This is a genomic window from Roseobacter sp. HKCCA2468, from assembly GCF_037805105.1.
Taxonomy (GTDB): domain Bacteria; phylum Pseudomonadota; class Alphaproteobacteria; order Rhodobacterales; family Rhodobacteraceae; genus M30B80.
Genome location: NZ_JBBLYN010000001.1, coordinates 262,788 through 284,433 on the forward strand (window position 1 = coordinate 262,788; position 21,646 = coordinate 284,433).

General features: G+C 57.3%; 16 protein-coding genes and 1 riboswitch. Of the genes, 14 read left to right on the top strand and 2 right to left on the bottom strand.

What is annotated here, in order from left to right; all coding sequences use genetic code 11:
• Window positions 1–124 precede the first annotated feature (124 nt).
• A complete protein-coding gene (locus AAC620_RS01375) occupies window positions 125–2,770 on the top strand; it encodes an Rne/Rng family ribonuclease (protein WP_340242486.1) in 2,646 nt (881 codons plus the stop codon).
• A 72-nt stretch (window positions 2,771–2,842) separates the two neighbouring features.
• On the opposite strand, the gene AAC620_RS01380 is transcribed toward AAC620_RS01375, so the two are convergent.
• Window positions 2,843–3,604: a DsbA family protein gene (locus tag AAC620_RS01380; protein WP_340242487.1), complete on the bottom strand. Its 762-nt coding sequence runs from the start codon at window positions 3,602–3,604 to the stop codon at window positions 2,843–2,845.
• Between the two features lie 11 nt (window positions 3,605–3,615).
• Complete coding sequence (locus AAC620_RS01385) at window positions 3,616–4,932, bottom strand: M48 family metalloprotease (RefSeq protein WP_340242488.1); 1,317 nt, start codon at window positions 4,930–4,932, stop codon at window positions 3,616–3,618.
• Window positions 4,933–4,995: 63 nt separating this feature from the next.
• Between AAC620_RS01385 and AAC620_RS01390 the strand changes: the two genes are divergently transcribed.
• The 13 genes from AAC620_RS01390 (at window position 4,996) to AAC620_RS01450 (ending at window position 21,646) form a co-directional block, all read left to right on the top strand.
• Entirely contained in the window at window positions 4,996–6,147 is a 1,152-nt protein-coding gene (locus AAC620_RS01390; RefSeq protein WP_340242489.1) for an aminotransferase class I/II-fold pyridoxal phosphate-dependent enzyme, read from the top strand.
• A gap of 63 nt (window positions 6,148–6,210) precedes the next feature.
• Window positions 6,211–7,419: an N-acetylmuramoyl-L-alanine amidase family protein gene (locus AAC620_RS01395; RefSeq protein WP_340242490.1), complete on the top strand. Its 1,209-nt coding sequence runs from the start codon at window positions 6,211–6,213 to the stop codon at window positions 7,417–7,419.
• Window positions 7,420–7,538: 119 nt separating this feature from the next.
• Complete coding sequence (locus AAC620_RS01400) at window positions 7,539–10,088, top strand: penicillin-binding protein 1A (protein ID WP_340243570.1); 2,550 nt, start codon at window positions 7,539–7,541, stop codon at window positions 10,086–10,088.
• 86 nt (window positions 10,089–10,174) lie between these two features.
• On the top strand, window positions 10,175–11,302 hold the full coding sequence (gene prfB / locus AAC620_RS01405) for a peptide chain release factor 2 (protein WP_340242491.1): 1,128 nt from the start codon (window positions 10,175–10,177) through the stop codon (window positions 11,300–11,302).
• 74 nt (window positions 11,303–11,376) lie between these two features.
• Window positions 11,377–11,511, top strand: a riboswitch (FMN riboswitch).
• Between the two features lie 98 nt (window positions 11,512–11,609).
• A complete protein-coding gene (locus AAC620_RS01410) occupies window positions 11,610–12,047 on the top strand; it encodes a 6,7-dimethyl-8-ribityllumazine synthase (RefSeq protein WP_317655021.1) in 438 nt (145 codons plus the stop codon).
• Between the two features lie 5 nt (window positions 12,048–12,052).
• Window positions 12,053–13,216, top strand: coding sequence for an iron-containing alcohol dehydrogenase (locus AAC620_RS01415; protein WP_340242492.1), 1,164 nt, complete (start codon window positions 12,053–12,055; stop codon window positions 13,214–13,216).
• Between the two features lie 267 nt (window positions 13,217–13,483).
• A complete protein-coding gene (locus AAC620_RS01420) occupies window positions 13,484–14,431 on the top strand; it encodes a sugar-binding transcriptional regulator (RefSeq protein ID WP_317655019.1) in 948 nt (315 codons plus the stop codon).
• 31 nt (window positions 14,432–14,462) lie between these two features.
• Complete coding sequence (locus AAC620_RS01425; RefSeq protein WP_340242493.1) at window positions 14,463–15,908, top strand: ABC transporter substrate-binding protein; 1,446 nt, start codon at window positions 14,463–14,465, stop codon at window positions 15,906–15,908.
• A gap of 123 nt (window positions 15,909–16,031) precedes the next feature.
• Entirely contained in the window at window positions 16,032–16,955 is a 924-nt protein-coding gene (locus tag AAC620_RS01430) for a carbohydrate ABC transporter permease (RefSeq protein WP_317655017.1), read from the top strand.
• 18 nt (window positions 16,956–16,973) lie between these two features.
• A complete protein-coding gene (locus AAC620_RS01435) occupies window positions 16,974–17,831 on the top strand; it encodes a carbohydrate ABC transporter permease (protein WP_317655016.1) in 858 nt (285 codons plus the stop codon).
• A 4-nt stretch (window positions 17,832–17,835) separates the two neighbouring features.
• Window positions 17,836–18,948, top strand: a complete 1,113-nt coding sequence (locus AAC620_RS01440) for an ABC transporter ATP-binding protein (RefSeq protein ID WP_340242494.1) — start codon at window positions 17,836–17,838, stop codon at window positions 18,946–18,948.
• The gene (locus AAC620_RS01445) at window positions 18,948–20,075 is read left to right on the top strand and encodes an ABC transporter ATP-binding protein (protein WP_340242495.1); all 1,128 of its coding nucleotides are present in this window, start codon (window positions 18,948–18,950) and stop codon (window positions 20,073–20,075) included. Before AAC620_RS01440 ends, AAC620_RS01445 begins: the two co-directional genes overlap by 1 nt.
• Window positions 20,072–21,646, top strand: a complete 1,575-nt coding sequence (locus AAC620_RS01450) for an FGGY-family carbohydrate kinase (protein ID WP_340242496.1) — start codon at window positions 20,072–20,074, stop codon at window positions 21,644–21,646. Before AAC620_RS01445 ends, AAC620_RS01450 begins: the two co-directional genes overlap by 4 nt.

Consider the following 21,646-nt stretch of genomic DNA (forward strand, 5'->3'; position numbering starts at 1 on the left):
GTGACGGGGCGGCCCATGCCGCGCCCGCCCATCCTGCTGCCTGCGTCATCGCCCTTTCAGGACAATATCCCCCTCTCACGCGACCCTCTGGGGTGCGCGCAGCGCGGGGATGTGCAAGGAACCCATGGCAAAGAAAATGCTTATCGATGCCACCCACGCGGAGGAAACCCGCGTTGTTGTGGCAGATGGAAACAAGGTCGAGGAATTCGATTTCGAGTCGCTGAATAAGCGGCAACTGGCAGGAAATATCTATTTGGCAAAGGTGACGCGGGTCGAACCCTCGTTGCAGGCGGCCTTTGTCGATTATGGCGGCAATCGTCATGGTTTCTTGGCCTTTTCCGAAATTCACCCCGATTATTACCAAATCCCCAAAGCGGATCGTGAGGCGCTTTTGGCCGAGGAGCGGGAATTGGCCGCCGAGGCCGAAGCCGATGAGGAGGAGAAATCCGCCCCCAAACGCCGCCGCTCGCGCCGCCGCAAATCCTCGGACACCCGTGCAGAGGCCGCCGCAGGGGATGCGATTGCCACAGGCGAGGTCAGCACGCCCTCGGGCATGGATGTGATTGATCTGGACGCGGATGCTGAATCTGACTCTGAGGTCGAGGCAGATGAGGCGGTTGATGCGCCCCTGACGGACACGGCCGCCCCTGAGAGCGATGCCGATATTGAGGTTGAGGCCGATATCGAAGATGGCGCATCTGAGGAAGAAGCCACCGCCCCCGCCGAGGCTGAAACCATCGCCGATGATGATGATCACGAAGATATTCGTCCTGTGCGCAAACCGCGCGCGCGCAAATATAAAATCCAAGAAGTGATCAAAGTGCGCCAGATTATTCTGGTGCAGGTCGTCAAAGAGGAGCGCGGCAATAAAGGTGCTGCCCTGACCACCTATCTCAGCCTTGCAGGACGCTATTGTGTTTTGATGCCCAATACCGCGCGCGGTGGCGGGATCAGCCGCAAGATTACCAATATTTCGGATCGCAAAAAGCTAAAGGAAATCGCGCAATCGATGGAGGTGCCGCAGGGCGCGGGTCTGATCATCCGCACCGCGGGCAGCCAACGCACCAAGGCCGAGATCAAGCGCGATTACGAATATTTGCAGCGCCAATGGGAACAGGTGCGCGAATTGACCCTGCGTTCGATTGCGCCTGCACCAATTTACGAGGAAGGCAACCTGATCCACCGCTCGATCCGCGATCTCTATAATCGCGATATTGACGAGGTGCTGGTTGAAGGCGAGGCGGGCTATCGCCAAGCCAAGGACTTCATGAAAATGATCATGCCGTCCCATGCCAAAAACGTGAAACATTATGCGGACAGTCTGCCGCTTTTCGCGCGCTATCAGGTCGAGGGTTACTTGGCCGATATGTTCAACCCTGTCGTGCAGCTCAAATCGGGCGGCTATATCGTCATCGGCATCACCGAGGCCTTGGTTGCGGTTGATGTGAACTCGGGGCGCGCGACCAAGGAAGGCTCGATTGAGGAAACCGCGCTTAAGACCAATCTTGAGGCTGCCGAAGAGGTGGCGCGTCAAGTGCGCCTGCGCGATTTGGCGGGTCTGATTGTGATCGACTTCATCGACATGGATGATCGGCGCAACAATCTGGCCGTGGAAAAGCGGCTGAAAGATCGCCTCAAAACCGACCGCGCGCGCATTCAGGTTGGGCGTATCTCGGGCTTTGGCCTGTTGGAAATGTCGCGCCAACGTCTGCGCCCTGGGATGTTGGAGGCCACGACACAGCCCTGTCACCACTGCCACGGCACGGGGCTTGTGCGTTCTGATGACAGTCAGGGCCTATCGATCCTGCGCCAGTTGGAGGAGGAAAGCACGCGCCGCCGCTCGCGCGAGTTGTTGTTGACTGCGCCCGTGGGTATCGTGAATTTCATCATGAACCAAAAGCGCGAATATCTCGCGGATCTCGAGGCGCGCTATGGGGTTTCGATCCGTGTCGAGGCCGATCCTGCGATGATCACGCCCGATTATCGGATTGAAAAATTCAAAACAGCCACCCGCCGTATTGCCCCTGCAAGCCCCGTTGTTTCGATGGATGCAGGGCTGATGGAGGAAATCGAAGCCGCTGAAGCCGAGGCTGCGGATGAGATTGATATCACCGAGGCGCCTGAGGCAGACCGCCCCGAGGCACAAGGCGAAGAGGGCGAGGGCAAGAAACGCCGCCGCCGCCGCCGTGGTGGCCGTGGCCGCCGCCGCAATCGGGGCGAGGGGGACGAGGCCCGCACAACCGAAGCGGGCCCTGAAGCCCCAGAGGCTGCAGCACAGGGTGCAGGCGCGTCTGAGGCTGATGCCTCGCCCGCAGCGGAGGCAGACGCCACGCCCGAGGTTGAGGAAAAGCCAAAGCGCCGCCGCAGTCGCAAGTCAACCAAATCTGACGCATCGGCCGAGACGGTAGCCGCGCCAGAACCATCTGATCCTGCCACAGAAGCACCTGCAGAGGCAGCGGCGGAGGCGGCGGCGGAGGAGGCCCCAAAACCAAAGCGCCGTGGTCGCAAAACCAAGGCCGAGAAAGCCGCTGAAGAGGCCGCTGCGGTAACGGTGCCGGTGGCTGAGGCCGAACAGGCCCCAGAGCCTATGGAAGAGGCGCCAAAGCCCAAGCGGGCCACGCGCAGCCGTAAAACCCCTGCGAAAAAGGCCGAACCTGTGGCAGAGGAGCCATCTGCGCCAGATGTGGATGTCGAGGCGGTGTCTGCGCCTCAGGCCGCAGAACCTGCGCCTGAGGGGCCAAAGAAGCGCGGGTGGTGGTCACGCGGCTAACCGACCAGATCAAGATAAAAAAACGGGCAGGGGAAACCCTGCCCGTTATTCATTTTCACGCTAAGCGTTTGTTCAGTTTGCGCTGCGCTCAGTTGCGATAGCCGCCTCAATCTGGTCGCGCGGCAAGGCCCCGCGCAAGAGCCCTGTTTCCAGCACAAAGGTGGGCGTGCCTGAAATATTCAGCGCACGGGCCAATTCGTAATTGAGGCTGATTGTTGCATCGATTTGCGGGTTGTTGATTTCGGCCACGATGGCCGCGTGATCAAGACCTAGCCCTTCGGCGGTGGCCTGCAATGACCCTTCGCTGACCTCGGCCCGCATCACCATCATCGCATCATGAAGCGCGCGATAGGCCTCATCCCCCAACGCGATTTTGGCCGCAATCGCATAGCGTGAGGCCAAGAGTGAGGCATCGCCCAAAATCGGAAACTCTTTGACGATAAAGCGGATGTTCCCATCTGCCTCAAGCATGGCTTCGAGATCGGGGAAGGCACGTTTGCAATAGCCACAGCGGTAATCAAGAAACTCGACTAGGGTCACATCACCCTCGGGGTTGCCGCCAACATAATCATAGGGGGAGGCGAAAATCGCGTCAGAATTGGCCGCGATAATTTGGGATTCAGCCTGCGCCTCTGCCGCGGCTTGACGCTCGTCTAGAATGTCGAAGGCCTCCATCAGAATTTCGGGATTATCCAGCAGATAGGCGCGGATTTCCGCGCGAAACGCTGCGCGTTCTGTCTCGCTCATGGCATCGATGTCAAATGCTGCAGCGGGATTGAGGGCGCCAAGTGTTAGGCCAAGCGCCAAGATCAGGCTTTTCGGGGAAGGGGTCATCGCGCATCCTGTCAGTCGTTTTTCGTTTCAGCCAGACGTAACACATCTTGCGCCCGAAGCCACCCGCTTGATCCTTGGGGCAAGAGGCCTGTGGCGCGGCGGGCATGAAGGGCGGCGGTTTCAAAATCCCCCTCCAAGGCCGCGCGTTCTGCGGTGGCCCATGCGGCCATACCATCTTGGCCATCGCGCGCATAGGCCATAGCCAAATCCCGCATAAGCCGCGCGTTGCGCCGTTCGCGGGCAAAGGCGGCCTCTAGCACCGCCAAGGCCTCGGCATTGCGCGCGGGGCTGTCGGGGGCAAGAAGGGCACGACCATATCCCGCTAAAATCAGACCTGCATCAGGGGACATCTGGATGGCCCGTTCATAGGCCACAATCGCCGCGTCATACCGGCGGTTCTCAAATAGAACCTGTGCATATAGCTCTTGGTAATAGGGATCTGTGGGGTGGTTTAGGATCAACCGCTCTAACTCACGCAAGGCAGCATCGCCTTCGGAATTGCGGTGATAGGCCACAGCGCGGCGCATTGTTGCGATCTCTGAGGGGTCATTTCCCACCTGCGCAAATGTCCAAGAGGGTGGGTTCAGAAAGGCTGCTAATTTCCCCTTGCTGCGATCAAACCAATATTGCGCCTCGCTGTCAGGGGGTGGGGCTGTGCCGCCGTCAAAATTTGCGACCAATCGCAGACGATCACGGGTCAGCGGGTGGGTGCGCACATAGGGGTCTTGGCGGTCGGTTGAGAGTAACTCTTGCCCTGCAAAGCGATCTAGGACGCGCGCCATTGCGGCGGGGTCAATGCCTGCGCGCTCGAGATATCTAAGGGCGGCGGCATCCGCGCTCGCCTCTTCGGCGCGGGTATGTGAGAAAAAGACGCGTTGCGCGCTTGAGGCCATACCTGCCGCAACGCCCGCGCCTGCACCCGCATCGCCCGTGACGCCTGCGGCCAGCAGACCTGCCACCAAACCCAACCGCGATGCACCGCTCATCGTGTCGGCATTCTCGGGGCGGCGGGCCAAATGCCCGTTGGCAATATGCGCGGCCTCATGGGCCAAAACGGCCTGCAATTCGGCAGGCTCGTCCAAGGCCATCATCAGCCCCGAAGTGATAAAAATCGTGCGTGCATCGCGCACAAAGGCGTTCATCTGCGGATCATTGAGCAAAATCACGCGGATAGATTGCCCCAATCCTGCCGCCTCGAGAATGGGCATCAGCAGGTTGCGTAAACCTGCCTCAATCTCGGCATCGCGGATCATGGATTGCGCCAAGGCCCCTTTGGGCGCAAGGCCAAGGCACAAGCCCAAGATCACGGCAAAAAGAAAGGATCGCATCTGTGATTGACCTTTTCGGGCAGGGCTGTTTCAAACCGATGCATCCAGTCTAGTGAGGAAGCAATGCGTTATTCAAGCCGTGGTCAGGTTGATCCCTTTATTGTGATGGACGTCATGGAGGCCGCCCGCCGTCTTGAGGAGGAGGGGCGCCACATCATCCATATGGAGGTCGGCCAACCCGGCACAGGCGCGCCACGCGCCGCGCGCGAGAGGCTCGCGCGCGCAATGGAAGAAGACACGCTAGGCTATACTGTGGCGCTCGGGCGTCCTGATCTGCGCGCGGGGATCGCAGCCCTTTATGGCGAATGGTATGATATCGACCTTGATCCTGCGCGCGTGGTGATCACCGCAGGGGCATCGGGCGGGTTTTTATTGGCATTTTCCGCGCTTTTTGATGCGGGCCAAAAGGTTGGTATGGGGCTTCCCTGTTATCCGTCTTATCGGCAAATCCTTAAGGCAATTAGTTTGGACGTTGCGGGATTGCGCACCGATGCCAGCAGTGGGTTTCAGCCGCGCCCTGACCAGATCACCGAAGATCTCGCAGGTCTGATCTTGGCAAGCCCTGCAAACCCGACAGGCACGATGATCCAAAAGCCCGCACTTGCGGAACTGGCAGCTGCCTGCGCCGCGCGGGATGTGGCCTTGATCAGTGATGAAATCTATCACGGGCTGCATTACGAGGCGCGCGCCGTCAGCGCGCTTGAGGCGACCGATCAGGCCTATATCATCAACTCCTTTTCCAAATATTTCTCGATGACAGGATGGCGATTGGGCTGGATGGTCGTGCCCGAAGACCACCTGCGCGTGGTCGAGCGTTTGGCGCAAAATATGTTTATTTGCGCGCCACATGCGGCACAAATCGCAGCCTTAGGGGCCTTGTCGCCTGAAGGGCGTGCGGAACTGGATGAGAACCGCGCGATCTATGCCAAAAACCGCATGATCTTGTTGCAAGGGCTACGCGCGGCGGGATTTGAGCGCCTCGCGCCTGCAGATGGTGCATTCTATGTCTATGCCGATATCAGCGCCTTTGATTGGCCTGCGCAGGATATGGCGCGCGCAATGTTGGAGGAGGCAGGGGTTGCCGTCACCCCAGGCCTTGATTTTGATCCCGAAGAGGGCACGCGCGCTTTGCGGTTCTCCTATGCCCGCAGCACGGCCGATATCGAAGAAGGGGTTGCACGTATCACGGCCTTTATGGCTGCGCATGCAAAATAGATTGTAAATCTCAATCTAAATTTTGTATCTTTCTGACGCGGATAAGAGCAGAAAGATAACCCCATGCCGCAGGTCGTGTTTCGCAGTATTTTTGCGATGCTGTTTTTGTGGATTGGCCCCATGGTTTGGGCCGAAACACCTGTGCGCCTTGATCTAGGCGAAAGCTATGTCACGGATCGAGGCCAAGGGATTGAGGTGCAGCTTCGCCTTAATCGTGCCACAGCCTATGGGCTGCGTCTGCGCGACAATCCGATGCGGCTGATTGTCGATTTGGCGGGGGTAGAGGCGCAAAATCTGCCCAATGGGTTTGATAGAGCGGATCGCGCACAGGCGGTCACGCTTGGCCCCGCACCGCGTGCAGGTTGGGGGCGGTTGAGCCTGAATTTGACCGCGCCCATGGTGATTGAGCGCGCGGTGATGGATACAGGGCATCCTGACGCGGTGCGTCTCACCTTGCGGCTGCGCCCCGCAACGGCGCAAGAATTTGCAACCCATCTCACCCCAGCAAACCCAGATGAGCCACCTCAAGCGGTGATTGCTGAACCCGCGCCGCCACTGCGTACACGGCCCTTGATTGCCCTTGATCCGGGCCATGGCGGGATTGATCCGGGCGCAGAGCGCGATGGCTATAGCGAAGCGGATTTGGTTTTGCTCTTCGCGTTAGAGTTGCGCGAGATGCTGTTGCGTGGTGGACTGGTGGATGTGTTCATGACGCGCGAGCGGGACGAATTTATTCCCCTGCCTTATCGGATGTCGCGCGCGCGCATGGCGGGGGCTGATCTTTTCATTTCAATTCATGCCGATGCCTTGGCCGCAGGCGATGGCATGGCGTCTGGGGCGACAGTTTATACCTTATCCGAGACAGGCTCTGATGCGGCCTCAGCGGCGCTTGCTGCGCAGCATGACCGCGCCGATCTATTGGCGGGCGTGGATTTGGGCCAATCCGATGATGTTGTCGCAGATTTGCTCATGGATTTGGCGCGTCTTGAAACTGATCCGCGCAGTGATGCCTTGGCCGATGCCTTGGTTACGGGCCTTGAGGGGGCAGGGGTTGAATTGCACAGCCGCCCGCGTCTTGAGGCAAATTTTACAGTGCTGCGCGCGCCTGATTACCCCTCTGTTCTTTTGGAAATCGGATTTATGTCCGAAGGTGGGGATTTGGAAAATATCCTTGACCCTGTTTGGCGGGCGCGGGCGCAAGGCGGGATTGCGCGGGCCATCGAGGCATGGTTGGCCGAAGACAATCTGCGCCGCAGCCTGATGCGGCGATAATCTTGTGTGATCTCACCATGAAGTGAAGGTTTAAGCTTTTGACGCGCGCGCGGCTGCGCCCTATAAGCGGACACGCGCTTGGGGTAAGGCTTTTTGGGGAAGTGACACGCATGGGCCAGATCATCCGTTTTGTGATGGGTATTTTCGGCGGGCTCTTTGCCTCGGCGATCATGGCGGTTGTGTTTGGTGCCATTATTGTTGGCGGCGTGATTTGGGTTTTTGCGCGCGATTTGCCCAATTACGAAACGCTGTCGCAATATACCCCTGCCACAATCAGCCGTATCTATTCGCGCGAAGGCCGTATCATCGATGAATTTGCGCAAGAGCGCCGTGTTTTCGTGCCAGCCGAAGAAATCCCTGATCTGGTGGCTCATGCCTTTATCAGTGCCGAGGATCGCAATTTTTATCAGCATGCAGGCTACGACCCGCGCGCGATTGCATCGGCCCTCGTGGATGCGGTGCGTTCGCGCGGGCAGGATGTGCGCGGCGCCTCCACCATCACGCAGCAGGTGATGAAGAATTTCCTTCTCGATGGCAGCCGCACGATTGAGCGCAAGGTGCAGGAAATCATTTTGGCCGCACGCATTGAGCGATCCATGAGCAAGGAACGTATCCTTGAGCTGTATCTCAACGAAATTTTCCTTGGTCAAAATTCCTATGGTGTTGCCGCCGCTGCGCAGACCTATTTCAACATGGCGCTGTCCGATTTGACCCCTGCGCAAGCTGCCTATTTGGCCGCTCTGCCGCAACGGCCTGCGCGTCTGCATCCTGTGCGTGATTACGATGATGCGGTTGAGCGGCGCAATTACGTGCTGCGCGAGATGTTCGAGAACGGCTATATCACCCGCGAGGTGATGGAAGAGAGCCAAGCCTCAGAGCTGGAGACGGTGCAGCGGGGGGATATTGCGCCTTTCCGCTCTAGCCTGCCGCCAAGGGGCTATTTTACGGATGAAATTCGCCGCCAATTGTCGACCCAGTTTGGCGAAGAAGAATTTTTCACAGGCGGGTATGCCGTGCGCGCAACGATGGATGAAAATCTTCAAATCGTGGCGCAGCGCGCGTTGCGCAGCGCGCTTGAAACCTATGATCGCGGGCGCGGAGTTTGGCGGGGGGCCTTGGCGCAACTGGATGTGGCAGCCCTTGATGATGCGGCCAGTTTGGCCGAGGCGCTCTCCGCTGCGGAAATCCCGCGCGATGTGGATCAGTGGCGTGTGGCTGCTGTGACGGGGTTCGAGGGCGGTGATGCGCTGATTGCCTTTGAGGATGGCGAAACGGGCCGCATCTTGGCCGATGATGTCACTTGGGCGCGTCCTTTGCGTGAAGATGGCACAACAGGCAGCGCGGCCAATTCTGCCGATGACCTGCTTGCGCGCGGGGATGTGATCCATGTTCTGCCTGTTGAGGATGACACAGGGGCAGGGCATTATTCCTTGCGCCAAATCCCCGAGGTGCAAGGGGCCTTCATGGCGATGGATGTGAACACGGGCCGCGTTTTGGCGATGCAAGGCGGCTTTTCCTATCAGTATTCGGTGTTTAACCGCGCCACCCAAGCCACGCGGCAGCCCGGCTCAAGCTTTAAGCCATTTGTGTATGCGGCGGCGTTGGACAGTGGCTATAGCCCCAACACCATTGTGATCGATGCGCCCATTCAGGTGGAAACGCCCGAGGGTCTTTGGCGTCCAACCAATGCCTCGGATCGGTTTTATGGCCCTGCGCCCATTCGCACAGGGATTGAACAGTCGCGTAACTTGATGACCATCCGCTTGGCCCAAGATGTGGGGATGGAGACCGTTGCGCGCTATGCTGAACGCTTTGGCGTTTATGATGAGATGCAACCATTTTTGGCCAATTCCCTGGGGGCGCAAGAAAGCACGCTTTACAAAATGGTCGCGGCCTATGCGATGTTTGCCAATGGCGGTGAGCGGGTGGAGCCTACCCTTGTTGACCGTGTCCAAGATCGGTTTGGCCAAACTGTGTATCGCCATGATCAGCGTATTTGCGAAGATTGTTTGCGCGACACATTGCCCGCAGGCTTGGGGCCGCGGATCGTATCCAACCGCGCCCGTGTTATGGATCCAATTACCGCCTTTCAACTCACCTCGATGCTTGAGGGGGTTGTTGCGCGCGGAACGGCGGCGCGCGCGGTGAACCTGCCTGTGCCTGCCGCGGGGAAGACGGGCACAACCAATGACGCCCGCGATGTTTGGTTTATTGGCTTTACCTCCAATATCGTGGCGGGGTGCTATATCGGCTATGACCAACCGCGGTCGCTTGGCCGCGCCTCGGGCGGTGGCACTTGTGCGCCCGTGTTCCAAGAATTTATGCAAGAGGCCGTGGCTGAATATGGCGGCGGCCCGTTCCGCGTGCCTGAGGGTGGTGTGTTTGTGCCAATTGATCGCTTCTCTGGCGAACGTCTGGCCGATGGGGAAAGCGGTGAAAACGTGGTTTATGAATATTTCCGCGCCGCAGAAGTGCCCCCTGTTGGTGCGCGTTCGGCCATTGTGGATGGTGGGTTTGCGATGGCCTCGGATTTGCCCGTCTTTGGGCCGGGTGAGGTTGATGGCGCATTGCAGGAAGAGGGCGCAGATGTGCGCACCTCGTCAGGCGAAACAGTGCGGGTTCCCACCGATACAGGCTTTGGCACGATCAGCTCAGGCGGGCTCTATTAAACCCCATCGGGGATTGCAGCCACGCCGCCGCTGGTCTAGATCACCGCGACCAGATGATTTCTTGATGCAATTGGAGCAGGTATCCGATGCGGGCCGAAACCCAATCCAATATCGACAAAATTCGCCGTTCGCTTGAGTTGCTCGGGCAGCGAATGGATTTGACCACCGCCAAGCACCGCTTGGAGGAGTTCAACGCCCGTGTTGAGGATCCAGACCTGTGGAACGATCCCGAAAAAGCGCAAAAGCTGATGCGCGATCGTCAGGTGCTGCTTGATAAAATCGGCACTTATGATGCGATCAAATCGGGACTGGATGATAATATTGGCCTCATCGAATTGGGCGAGGAAGAAGGTGACAGCGCCATTGTGACAGAGGCGGAAGCCGCCCTGTCTGCCTTGGTAGAGACCGCCGCCGCAAAAGAGCTTGAGGCCCTATTGAACGGCGAGGCGGACGCCAATGACAGCTTCCTTGAGATCAATGCGGGCGCAGGCGGCACGGAAAGCTGTGATTGGGCCTCCATGTTGGCACGCATGTATGTGCGTTGGGCTGAAAAACAGGGATATGAGGTTGACCTTCAATCTGTCTCTTACGGGGAAGAAGCGGGGATCAAATCCGCCGTTTACAAAATCTGTGGCCATAATGCCTATGGCTGGTTGAAATCGGAATCGGGCGTGCATCGTTTGGTGCGCATCTCGCCTTATGACAGTTCGGCGCGGCGGCATACGTCCTTTTCTTCGGTTTGGGTCTATCCTGTGGTTGATGATAATATCGAAATCGAAGTGGCCCCAAATGAGATACGCATCGACACCTATCGCTCTTCAGGGGCGGGGGGGCAGCACGTCAACACCACCGACTCAGCCGTGCGTATCACCCATATTCCCACGGGGATCGTGGTCACGAGTTCGGAAAAATCGCAGCACCAAAACCGCGATATCGCCATGAAGGCGCTGAAATCGCGCCTCTATCAGATGGAACTTGATCGCCGCAATGCCGAGATCAACGCAGCTCATGAAGCCAAAGGTGAGGCGGGTTGGGGCAATCAAATCCGCTCTTATGTTTTGCAGCCCTATCAAATGGTTAAAGACCTGCGCACAGGGTTTGAGACCTCTGACACCCAAGGTGTTTTGGATGGCGAAATTGATGGGCTGATGGCCTCGGTTTTGGCGCTGGATGTCTCTGGCAAAAGCCGTGCCGATGCACAGGCCGAAGATTGACGCCTGAGACGCAAGCACGCAGCGATGCGGCGCATTCGCGTCTTGCACTGCAGCCTTTGGTTGATTACTTCTACTGACATTCTCGGGGCGGGGTGAAATTCCCCACCGGCGGTGACAGCCCGCGAGCGCCTTGGTCGCACGACCAAGGGTCAGCAGATTTGGTGAAATTCCAAAGCCGACGGTTATAGTCCGGATGAAAGAGAATGAGCCGTGTTTCGCGGTTGCGCGGGGGCGTGTCCCTTGTGCAGGTGCGGACGCGCGTTCACGATCGCCTTGGGCACCTTGGTCTTTAGAAAGGATGACCCAAATGACGAAAACACTGAATATCGCTTTTATCAAAGCAAATTGGCACAGCGACATTGTCAACCAAGCCTTGGTTGGCTTTGAAGCGGATATGAAAGCATCAGGTCAGGCGTATAACCTGATGACCTATGATGTGCCCGGCGCGTTTGAAATGCCGCTCTTGGCAAAGAAACTGGGTGCGTCTGGTAAGGTTGATGCGATTGTCTGCGCCGCATTGGTTGTGGATGGTGGCATTTACCGCCATGATTTTGTGGCCGCTGCTGTGGTTGATGGTCTGATGCAAGCACAGTTGGACACAGGCATTCCCACCTATTCCGTATCGCTGACCCCGCATCATTTCCACGAGCATGCGGTGCATCACGATTTCTATCATGATCATTTCGTGAAGAAAGGCGCAGAAGCAGCGCAAGCCTTGCGCATGGTCGCAAGTATCGAGGTTTGATCCTGATGGCGCAGGCCCTGAGCTTTGAGTTTCTCACCGCAGGTCAAATTCAATTTGGTCGCGGAAAGGTCGGGGCGGGGCTTGCGCCACAGATTGTGACTTTGGGGGCGCCCGTGATGGTGATCACGGGCGGCTCTGGTCTGCGTCACGCAGGAACGCGTGCTTTGGTTGATGCTCTTGCGCCCGTGCTGCAGGTGGCGATTGCGGCTGAACCCGATTTGAAAACCATCGAGGGCGCGGTGATGCGCGCGCGCGGGGCAGGGGTTGCCTGCGTTGTGGCGATCGGTGGCGGGGCCGTCATTGATGCAGGCAAGGCCATTGCCGCCTTGATCCCTGCACCGCATCCCGCGCTTCGTTATCTTGAGGTTGTCGGTGAGGGGCGCGCACTGGATGCCGCGCCTTTGCCTTTTGTGGCCATTCCCACCACAGCGGGCACAGGGGCCGAGGTCACCAAAAACGCGGTTATTTCTGTGCCCGAACATCAACGCAAAGTATCTTTGCGTGATGCGCGAATGTTGCCAGATTGGGCCATTATTGACCCAAGTTTGTGTGACGGGATGGGGCGCGCGCAAACCATGATGAGCGGGCTTGACGCCCTGACCCAAGTGATCGAGCCTTATCTATGCACCCGCGCCAACCCGTTCACCGATGCGCTGTGCAGGGATGCCATTCCGCGGGTCGTGTCGGGGCTGCGCCGCCTATCTGATGCCTTTGATCGGGGCGGCGATGATCCGATGGCGCGCGATGATATGGCATTGGCATCGGTGATTGGCGGTCTTGCCTTGGCCAATGCGGGTTTGGGGGCGGTGCATGGCTTGGCGGGGCCTGCAGGCGGCTATCTGGCGCAACATGGCCTGATTTGCGCCCGTTTATTGGTGCCTGTTCTTTTGGCCAATGAGGCCCGCGCCGAAAGCCCTGCATTGCGTGGACGCTTTTCTGATCTGCGCGCTTGGATCGGCGATGCCTTTGGCGTCAGCGCCGAGATGGCCTTTGTGGCCTTGGCGCGATTTATCGAGGGGCAAAACCTGCCGCGATTGGGGCAAGCGGGTCTGCCTGCCGACAAGATCGACCAGATTGCGCAAGCGGCGGCAAGCTCGTCTTCGATGAAGGCGAATCCAGTCGATTTGACCGCGTCTGATTTGACCGAAATTCTGCGCGAAGCCTTATAACCCAAGCCCCAAATTACCCGTTGCAATTGCAACAATTGCCTCGATTTCCGCCAAAGCTCCAAAGATTTTTTCAAGAAATTATCTCATGAAATCAACGTAAAGTTGAGGCCGCTCGCATGTTTTCTGCAATGCGGCGTGTAATCCCTGTTGACGTAATTTTGCCCGAATGCAAGAAATTACAGCAAGTGTAATATTTTTCATTGCGGCGATGTATTGCCGCGCGAGGGGGATCACGGGTTATGCCGAAGCCAAGGATGATCTTTGGGGATGCTCATGGATTATGAGGCCAGTCTCGCCATTCGGGCTGCGTGGTTGCATTACGCAGGTGGTTTGACGCAGGCGGCTGTGGCCAAGCAGCTTGGCGTGCCATCGGTAAAGGCGCACCGCCTGATCTCGCGCGCGGTGCAAGAGGGTGCTGTCAAAGTGTCGATTGATGGCGATATCTCGGAATGTGTGCGCTTGGAGAGCGAGCTAAAAGCGCGCTTCAATTTGGATTTTTGCGAAATTGCCCCCGATATCGGCGAAGAAGGCTTTCCCATTCGGGCCTTGTCGATCGCGGGGGCAAGTTTTCTGCGCCGCGAAATCGAACATGGCGGCCACAGTTGCATCGGGGTTGGGCATGGGCGCACCTTGGCCGCTTCGGTGGCAGAGATGCCGCGTCTCGATGCCAAAGGGGTGCAGTTCGTGTCCCTTCTGGGGGGGCTTACGCGCAATTATTCGGCCACGCCCCATGACGTTATGACCCGCTTGGCCGAAAAAACAGGCGCAACCGCCTATGTGATGCCCGTGCCGTTTTTCGCCAACACTGTTGAGGATCGCGAAGTGCTGCTCAGTCAGCGCGGTGTTTCTAACGTGTTTGAGCTGGCCGCAGGGGCAGAATTGAAACTTGTCGGGGTCGGCACAACCGAACCTGACGCCTCCCTGGTTTCATCGGGCATGATCCAGCTCGATGAAATCCAGGAAGTCATTTCTCAAGGGGGGGTGGCCGAAATCTTGGGTCACTTTTTTGACGAGAAGGGGCAGCCGTTGGAAACAACGCTGACCGCAAGAACGCTGTCGGTCGGGCTGGAGGAGCCTCGCCGCACGCGGATTGTCGCCATCGCTGGTGGCAAGGAAAAGATCGGCGCAATCCGATCTGTTTTGATGAGCGGCTGTCTCAGCGGCCTCATCACTGATGAGCGCACAGCAATGGCGCTTGTGGTCCAAAAATCCTGATTGGTATCGGGATATAACGGGAGGATACCCTATGTACGATAAGGAAAAGCAGCTTGCCGAGGATTTTGTTGCTAAAAAAATCGGCCGCCGCGATCTGATCAAGGGAATGTCGGCTTTGGGCGTGAGCACTGCTCTTGCATCCACTTTGGTGAATGCCGCAGCGACACGCGCATTGGCGCAAAACGGGTTCAACTGGCGTGCGCATGAAGGCACGACCATCAAATTGCTGCTCAATCAGCACCCCTATACCGATGCGATGATCGCCAATATTGAAAACTTCAAATCCCTCACTGGGATGAATGTTGAATATGATGTGTTCCCCGAAGACGTCTATTTCGACAAAGTGACCGCGGCGCTGTCCTCGGGCTCCAGCGAATATGATGCCTTCATGAGCGGCGCATATATGACTTGGACATATGGCCCTGCAGGCTGGATTGACGATCTGAACGAATACATCATGGATCCCTCCAAAACCAACCCAGATTACAACTGGGAAGATGTTCTGGAAGGCGTGCGCAAATCTTGTGCGTGGAATGGTCGCCCAGGTGGTGCATTGGGCTCTGACGATGCGATGCAGTGGTGTATCCCATTGGCCTATGAGCAAAACAACCTGACCTATAACAAGCGCGTTTTTGACGCGAACGGCCTCAGCGTTCCAACCGATCTCGACAGCCTTGTTGACACCGCCGCTGCCGCAAAGGCCGCGATGGGTGATGGCTATGGCATCGGTGTGCGTGGCTCGCGGTCTTGGGCAACGATCCACCCAGGCTTCTTGTCGGGCTATGCAAACTTTGGCCAGTCTGACCTGACTGTTGGTGGCGATGGCACCTTGTCTGCGGCAATGAACACAGATGTGTCGCGCAACTTCCACAGCAAGTGGGTGGAAATGATCCAGAATTCAGGCGCGCCTGACTGGTCAACCCATACATGGTATCAGGTCGGCACAGATGTCGGCGCAGGTAAGTCTGCGATGATGTTTGACGCGGATATCTTGGGCTACTTCATGAATGGTGGCGATAATGCCGAAGCGGGCAACCTTGCCTTCTCCGCATTCAAAGCCAACCCTGCGGCCGCTGCCCCCACACCAAATATCTGGATCTGGGCAATGGCGATGTCGTCCTTCTCGACCAAGAAAGACGCGACATGGTATTTCCTCCAGTGGGTCACTGGCCCTGAGCATCAGCTTTTCGGTGCGCAGGATATGGACCTCGTGAACCCAGCCCGCAGCAGCGTTTGGGCGGATGAAATGTTCCGCAACAAGTTGTCTGCATCCTATTCTGGCTATGTGGAAATGCATGATGTCTCGGCGCCTGGTGCATCGATCAAATTCACCGCACAGCCCTTGTTCTTCGATCTGACCACAGAATGGGCGGCGATGTTGCAGCGCATGGTGGCAGGCGAGGTGCCTGTGGATGAAGGTCTCGATATGTTGGCTGAATCGGTAAACAGCCAGCTTTCTGAGGCTGGTCTGCGCTAAGCGATCACGCAGGGGTCGGGGGTGCGCTTGCATCCCCGACCTCATCCATTTTCACAATTTATTTTCTAATTCAGTGACGCCCCATAAGGTTTGCACCTTGGGGACGCCATAAGAGGGACTGAAATGTCTGACACCAGCTTTAACGCGCCACCGCGGCGCAGGTTCAAAGTGAGCCGCAAGTTTTTGCCTTATCTGCTGAGCTTGCCCGCGCTTTTAACCTGTATCGGCATTTTGATCCCATTCTTCACGGCCGTTTGGTATTCGCTCCAGCGGTATCGTCTGTCTCAACCTTGGAACCGCGGGTTCAATTGGGGTGAGAATTACCTGAATTTCATGACCGATGATGCGTTTTGGAATACTTTGCAGGTGTCCTTGACCTATGCGTTTTTCGCAGTCACGGCGCAGCTGCTCTTGGGGCTTGGGATTGCGCTGCTTTTGCAAAAGCGCAGCATGTTCAACAATTTTGTCTCGATCATGTTGCTGATGCCGCTGATGACGGCCCCTGCCTTGGCAGCCCTGATGTGGAAGCTGATGACCAATCCGGGCTTCGGGATCTTAAGCTATCTGGCAAGTTTGATTGGGCTTGAAGATTTCAGATGGGCCTCTGACCCGCAGACCGCCATGCTGACCGTGGTGATTGTCGATATCTGGGTCTACACGCCCTTTATTATGATCTTGCTTTTGGCTGGTTTGCGCTCGCTGCCGCAGCAGCCCTTCGAGGCCGCAGCCCTTGATGGTGTGCCGCGCCTCTTTGTGTTCTGGCGCATCACCCTACCGATGCTGACGCCATTCCTTTTGACCGCGACCCTGTTTCGCGTGATCGAAAGCATTCAGCAATTCGACATTATCTACGCCATGACCCAAGGCGGGCCTGGTAATACGCTGACCGTGTTTCAGGTCGAGGCCTATTTGAATTTCTTCCAATCCACCAATGTGGGGCGGTCTGCGGCGCTTTTGATGATCCTTTGGGCGATCACCTATGTGCTGTCGAACATCTTTATCAAAAACTGGTTGCGCCTGCGTGAAAAGCAGCGCGGCGAAGCCTAAAGCGCGGAGGGGGCATCCATGGAAAGCACAAGTTTGATTGAACGCATCCTGCGCGGCATCGCCATTACCGCAGTGATCCTTTTCTTTATGTTTCCGATTTTCTGGATTTTCTTGATGAGTCTCCAGACAAACGAAACGATTTTGCGCGTCCCACCTTCGATGGTGTTTGAGCCGACTTTTCAGAATTACCGCGCGCTCATCACGGGGCAGCTTGAGACACAGACAGGCACATTGGAAATTCGGTTCATGGGGAACCTGTTTAACTCCTTCTTCCTGTCGACCACATCTGTTGCGATTGGTTTGTTGTTGGGCGTGCCTGCGGCCTATGCCTTTGCGCGGCTGAAATTCCGCGGCTCTGAGGACATCGCCTTTACGCTGCTCTCCTTCCGCTTCGCGCCGCCTTTGTTGGTGTTGCTGCCCTTGACCATCTATTTCCAACAATTGGGTCTGGCCAATACCTATGGCGGGTTGATCTGGGTGTATCAGTTGATTGTGCTGCCGCTGATCCTTTGGATCGTGCGGGGCTATTTCGAGGATATCCCCGCCGATGTCGAATATGCCTATCGCATCGCGGGGCATGATTTTTGGGCGACCTTCCGCAAAATCGCGCTGCCTTTGGCGGGCCCAGGTATCGCGGCGGCAGGTCTGTTGGCCTTTATCTTTGCGTGGAACAATTTCATTTTCGCCTTGGTTTTGGCCTCAGCTGATAAGCAGCCCGTCACGGTGGGGGCCTTGGCCTTTATCACAGCATCGGGCATTCAATATGGCCAAATCGCGGCCGGGATTGTGCTGTCAATCGCACCTACATTTGCCCTCGCGCTTTATGCGCAGCGCTATCTCGTTGAGGGTCTCAGCCTTGGCGCGGTGAAAGGATAAGAACATGAGTTTGGTTCTCAATAATATCGTCAAACGCTTCAAGACTGAGACCGTTCTCGATGATGTCAGTCTCAGCGTTGACACGGGCGAGACGCTTGTGTTGTTCGGGCCATCTGGCGCAGGGAAAACCGTTTTGTTGCGTCTGATTGCAGGGGTGATCGAACCCGATGCAGGGCAGATTTCCATTCATGGCCAAGATATGGATGGGGTCGAGCCCGAAGATCGCGGGATCGGGATGGCGTTTCAAAACTTTGCGCTCTTTCCCCATATGGATGCCAGTGCCAATATCGCGGCCCCTTTGACCGCGCGGCGCATGGGGCAGGGCAAAATTTCTGACACGGTCGGAAAAGTCGCTAAGATGTTGAAGATCGACCACGTTTTGCATCACAAGCCCAAGGAATTGTCGAACGGGCAAAAGCAGCGCACGGCCTTGGCCCGCGCCCTTGCGGGCGCGCCATCAATCTTGTTGCTCGATGATCCGCTGCGCAATGTGGATGCCAAGCTGCGCTTTGAGATGCGTCTGGAATTGCCACGTTTGCTGAAAGATCAGCAGGCCACAGTGATCTATGTGACCCAAGATTATAAAGAGGCGATGGCGCTTGGCGATCGCATTGCGGTGATGAGTGGCCGCGGCATTCAACAAATTGGCACGCCGCAGGATATTTATCTCAATCCTGCAAATATTGATATCGCGCGTCTCTTTGGCGACCCTGTGATCAATCTGCTGGATGTGACCCCTGAGGCGGATGGTGCGGGTGTTGTTGTCTCGCTTTCGGGTCAGCCGCTTAGTCTTGATGCGGGCTATGCCGATGCTGTTGGGCAGGACTGTGTGATTGGCATTCGCCCCGAAAGCCTGCGTTTTGTCAGCAAAGGCACCAAGGGCGCAATTCCTGTGACCATTGAAACAGAGGCGCCGTTGAACGAGAAAACAGTGACCTTGGCGCTGACGAAGAATGGCCGCGAGATCATGATTTCGCGCCCCGCAGGTCAAATCGCACCGAGCAGTGGCGAGGCCTATATTGCTGCCGATACATCACAAATTTATCTGTTTGATCGCAAAAGCGGCACGCGCATTGCCCAATCTTCGGCACAAAACAAGAAAAAAGGAGCGGCCTGATGACAGCGCAACTCAAGCTACAGGGCGTTGATAAATTTTACGGCCCGATTGGCAAAGGCGTTCATGCCGTGCGTGATATCAATATGGATATCGAAAAAGGCGAGATTATCGCCCTTTTGGGTTCGTCTGGCTGCGGTAAAACCTCGACCTTGCGGATGGTTGCAGGGTTTGAAGAAACCAGCCGTGGCAAAATCCTAATCGCGGGGCGTGAGGTGCAAAACCTGCCTCCTGTGCGCCGCAATGTGGCCATGGCCTTTGAGGGGTATTCGCTTTACCCCACGGTGACGGTGCGCGAGAATATTGCCTTTGCCCTGAAGGCGCAGCGTGAAAGCGATGCGCAGGTGGATGCCAAGGTCAATGAAGTGGCCGAGATGTTGGAAATTACATCCATCCTCGACAAATTTCCCGCGTCCATTTCTGGCGGGCAGCAGCAGCGCGCCTCTTTGGCGCGCGCCTTGGTGCGCGATGCCGATCTCTATCTTTTGGATGAACCCATGGGTCAGCTTGAGCCGCAATTGCGCACACTTTTGCGCGGGCGGATCAAATATTACATTAAGGAACGTGGCCTAACCGCAATCCTTGTGACCCATGACCAGACCGAGGCCAATGCTATGGCAGATCGCATAGCGGTGATGGAAGGGGGTGTTTTGCAGCAATTCGCAAGCCCCGATGAAATCAAACTGGCCCCTGCCAATCTGTTCACAGGCACATTCGTGGGCGAGCCGCCGATGAATGTATTTCCCGCCCGTGCGACCGAAGTGTCAGGCGATATTCAATTCCGCCTCGATGCAGGGGTCGAGCTGACTTATAGCGCCGATCAATTCGCGCCTGATCTGCGCGCGGCGCTGTTGTCGCGCGGTGATGTGGTCATGGGGGTGCGCCCCTATGCCGTGCGCCGCGCCAAGGGCAAGAGTGGGGCTGCCGCGCAGGTGGTGGCCAATCAATGGTTGGGGGATCAAACCCATATCGCCGCGGCCTTTGCAGGAAGCACGGTGGTCTTGGTCGAACATGATCGCGCCGATATTTTTATGGGTGACACCATTAGCGTTGAACTGAAGCCCGAAGATTTGCATTTCTTCGACCCTGCAAGCGGGGCCGCAATCAGCCACGGGACGCAAATGGCATGAGCGCATCAGGGGCAGACATTCTGATTGGAATTGATGCAGGCACATCGGTGATCAAATCGGTGGCCTTTAGCCTTGGCGGACAGCAGCTTGCCATGGCATCGGTTCCGAATGTCTACCACTCTGACGCAAGCGGGGCGGCGAGCCAGTCCTTGGTGGATACATGGGCGGGCTGTGCGCAAACGCTGCGGGATTTGGGCGAAAAAATCGAAAACCTAGGGGCGCGGGTTGCTGCGATTGCCGTCACGGGACAGGGGGACGGCACATGGTTGGTGGGGGCAGGGGACAAGCCCGTCACTGATGCTTGGCTTTGGCTCGATGCGCGGGCTGCGAAAACCGTGGATCGCCTGCGCGCCAGCGCCGCGGACATAACGCGGTTTGCCAAAACGGGGACGGGTCTCAACACCTGCCAGATGGGCACGCAAATGGCCCATATGGATCAGCACCATCCTGAGTGGTTGGATGCTGCCGAAGTCTCGCTGCATTGCAAGGACTGGCTTTATCTTCAGCTGACAGGCATACGCGCCAGTGACCCGTCCGAGACAAGCTTTACCTTCGGCAGCTACACATCCCGCAGCTATGAGGCGGATGTGATCGCGGCTTTGGGATTGACCCATCGCGCGCATCTTTTGCCCCCTGTGGTCGATGGGGTGCGGCAGACGCATCCCTTAAGTGCCGATGCCGCAAGCCAAACGGGCCTGCGCGCGGGAACGCCCGTTTCCCTTGGCTATGTCGATGTGGTTTGCACCGCTTTGGGGGCGGGGATTTACACACCAAACGCCCCATCGGGTTGCACCATCCTTGGCTCAACAGGCATGCATATGCGCGCCACGGCCGAGGCCGATGTTGTCCTGAACGAGGGGCGCACAGGCTATGTCATGGTTTTGCCCGTTTCGGGTATGGTTGCACAAATCCAATCGAATATGGCCGCGACATTGAATATTGATTGGGCGCTGAAATTGGGCGCGAAACTGATGGCTGAGTTTGGCCATGAGGTAAGCCACAAAGAGATGGTGGCCCGTATCGATGATTGGCTATCGGCCACCCGTGCGGGCCAGATTCTATATCACCCTTATATTTCCGAAGCAGGTGAGCGCGGCCCCTTTGTTGATGCACGCGCGCGCGCAGCCTTTACGGGGTTGGCCAGCAATCACAGCTTTGCCGATCTCATCCGCGCGGTGATCGAAGGTTTGGGCTATTCGGCGCGCGATTGCTATAGCACCATGGGGGCTGTGCCCGATGAGGTGCGCCTCACGGGGGGGGCGGCGCGCTCGGGCGCGCTGCGCAAAATCATGGCCGCCGCGATTGGCACCAATCTGCGCAGTTCGACCCGCGAAGAGGCGGGTGCGGCAGGGGCCGCGATGATGGCCGCCTGCGCCATTGGTGTCTATCCTGATATGGATGCCTGTCTGCGCGATTGGGTAGAACCTGCGCTTGGCCCGATTGAGGCCCCAGATGCCGCCCTCACAGCGCGCTATTCGGCACTGTTCCCGTCCTATCGTGCGCTGCGTGAAACCGCGCCTGTGGCGTGGGCGGCCCTCTCTGAACCTCAATCGCAACAAGGAGAACAATAA

What these genes read in the sequence shown, in the direction of transcription:
- AAC620_RS01375 (WP_340242486.1), top strand. Translation starts at nt 125, where the DNA reads ATGGCAAAGAAAATGCTTATCGATGCCACCCACGCGGAGGAAACCCGC.
- AAC620_RS01380 (WP_340242487.1), bottom strand. Translation starts at nt 3,604, where the DNA reads ATGACCCCTTCCCCGAAAAGCCTGATCTTGGCGCTTGGCCTAACACTT.
- AAC620_RS01385 (WP_340242488.1), bottom strand. Translation starts at nt 4,932, where the DNA reads ATGCGATCCTTTCTTTTTGCCGTGATCTTGGGCTTGTGCCTTGGCCTT.
- AAC620_RS01390 (WP_340242489.1), top strand. Translation starts at nt 4,996, where the DNA reads ATGCGTTATTCAAGCCGTGGTCAGGTTGATCCCTTTATTGTGATGGAC.
- AAC620_RS01395 (WP_340242490.1), top strand. Translation starts at nt 6,211, where the DNA reads ATGCCGCAGGTCGTGTTTCGCAGTATTTTTGCGATGCTGTTTTTGTGG.
- prfB (WP_340242491.1), top strand. Translation starts at nt 10,175, where the DNA reads ATGCGGGCCGAAACCCAATCCAATATCGACAAAATTCGCCGTTCGCTT.
- AAC620_RS01410 (WP_317655021.1), top strand. Translation starts at nt 11,610, where the DNA reads ATGACGAAAACACTGAATATCGCTTTTATCAAAGCAAATTGGCACAGC.
- AAC620_RS01415 (WP_340242492.1), top strand. Translation starts at nt 12,053, where the DNA reads ATGGCGCAGGCCCTGAGCTTTGAGTTTCTCACCGCAGGTCAAATTCAA.
- AAC620_RS01420 (WP_317655019.1), top strand. Translation starts at nt 13,484, where the DNA reads ATGCTCATGGATTATGAGGCCAGTCTCGCCATTCGGGCTGCGTGGTTG.
- AAC620_RS01425 (WP_340242493.1), top strand. Translation starts at nt 14,463, where the DNA reads ATGTACGATAAGGAAAAGCAGCTTGCCGAGGATTTTGTTGCTAAAAAA.
- AAC620_RS01430 (WP_317655017.1), top strand. Translation starts at nt 16,032, where the DNA reads ATGTCTGACACCAGCTTTAACGCGCCACCGCGGCGCAGGTTCAAAGTG.
- AAC620_RS01435 (WP_317655016.1), top strand. Translation starts at nt 16,974, where the DNA reads ATGGAAAGCACAAGTTTGATTGAACGCATCCTGCGCGGCATCGCCATT.
- AAC620_RS01440 (WP_340242494.1), top strand. Translation starts at nt 17,836, where the DNA reads ATGAGTTTGGTTCTCAATAATATCGTCAAACGCTTCAAGACTGAGACC.
- AAC620_RS01445 (WP_340242495.1), top strand. Translation starts at nt 18,948, where the DNA reads ATGACAGCGCAACTCAAGCTACAGGGCGTTGATAAATTTTACGGCCCG.
- AAC620_RS01450 (WP_340242496.1), top strand. Translation starts at nt 20,072, where the DNA reads ATGAGCGCATCAGGGGCAGACATTCTGATTGGAATTGATGCAGGCACA.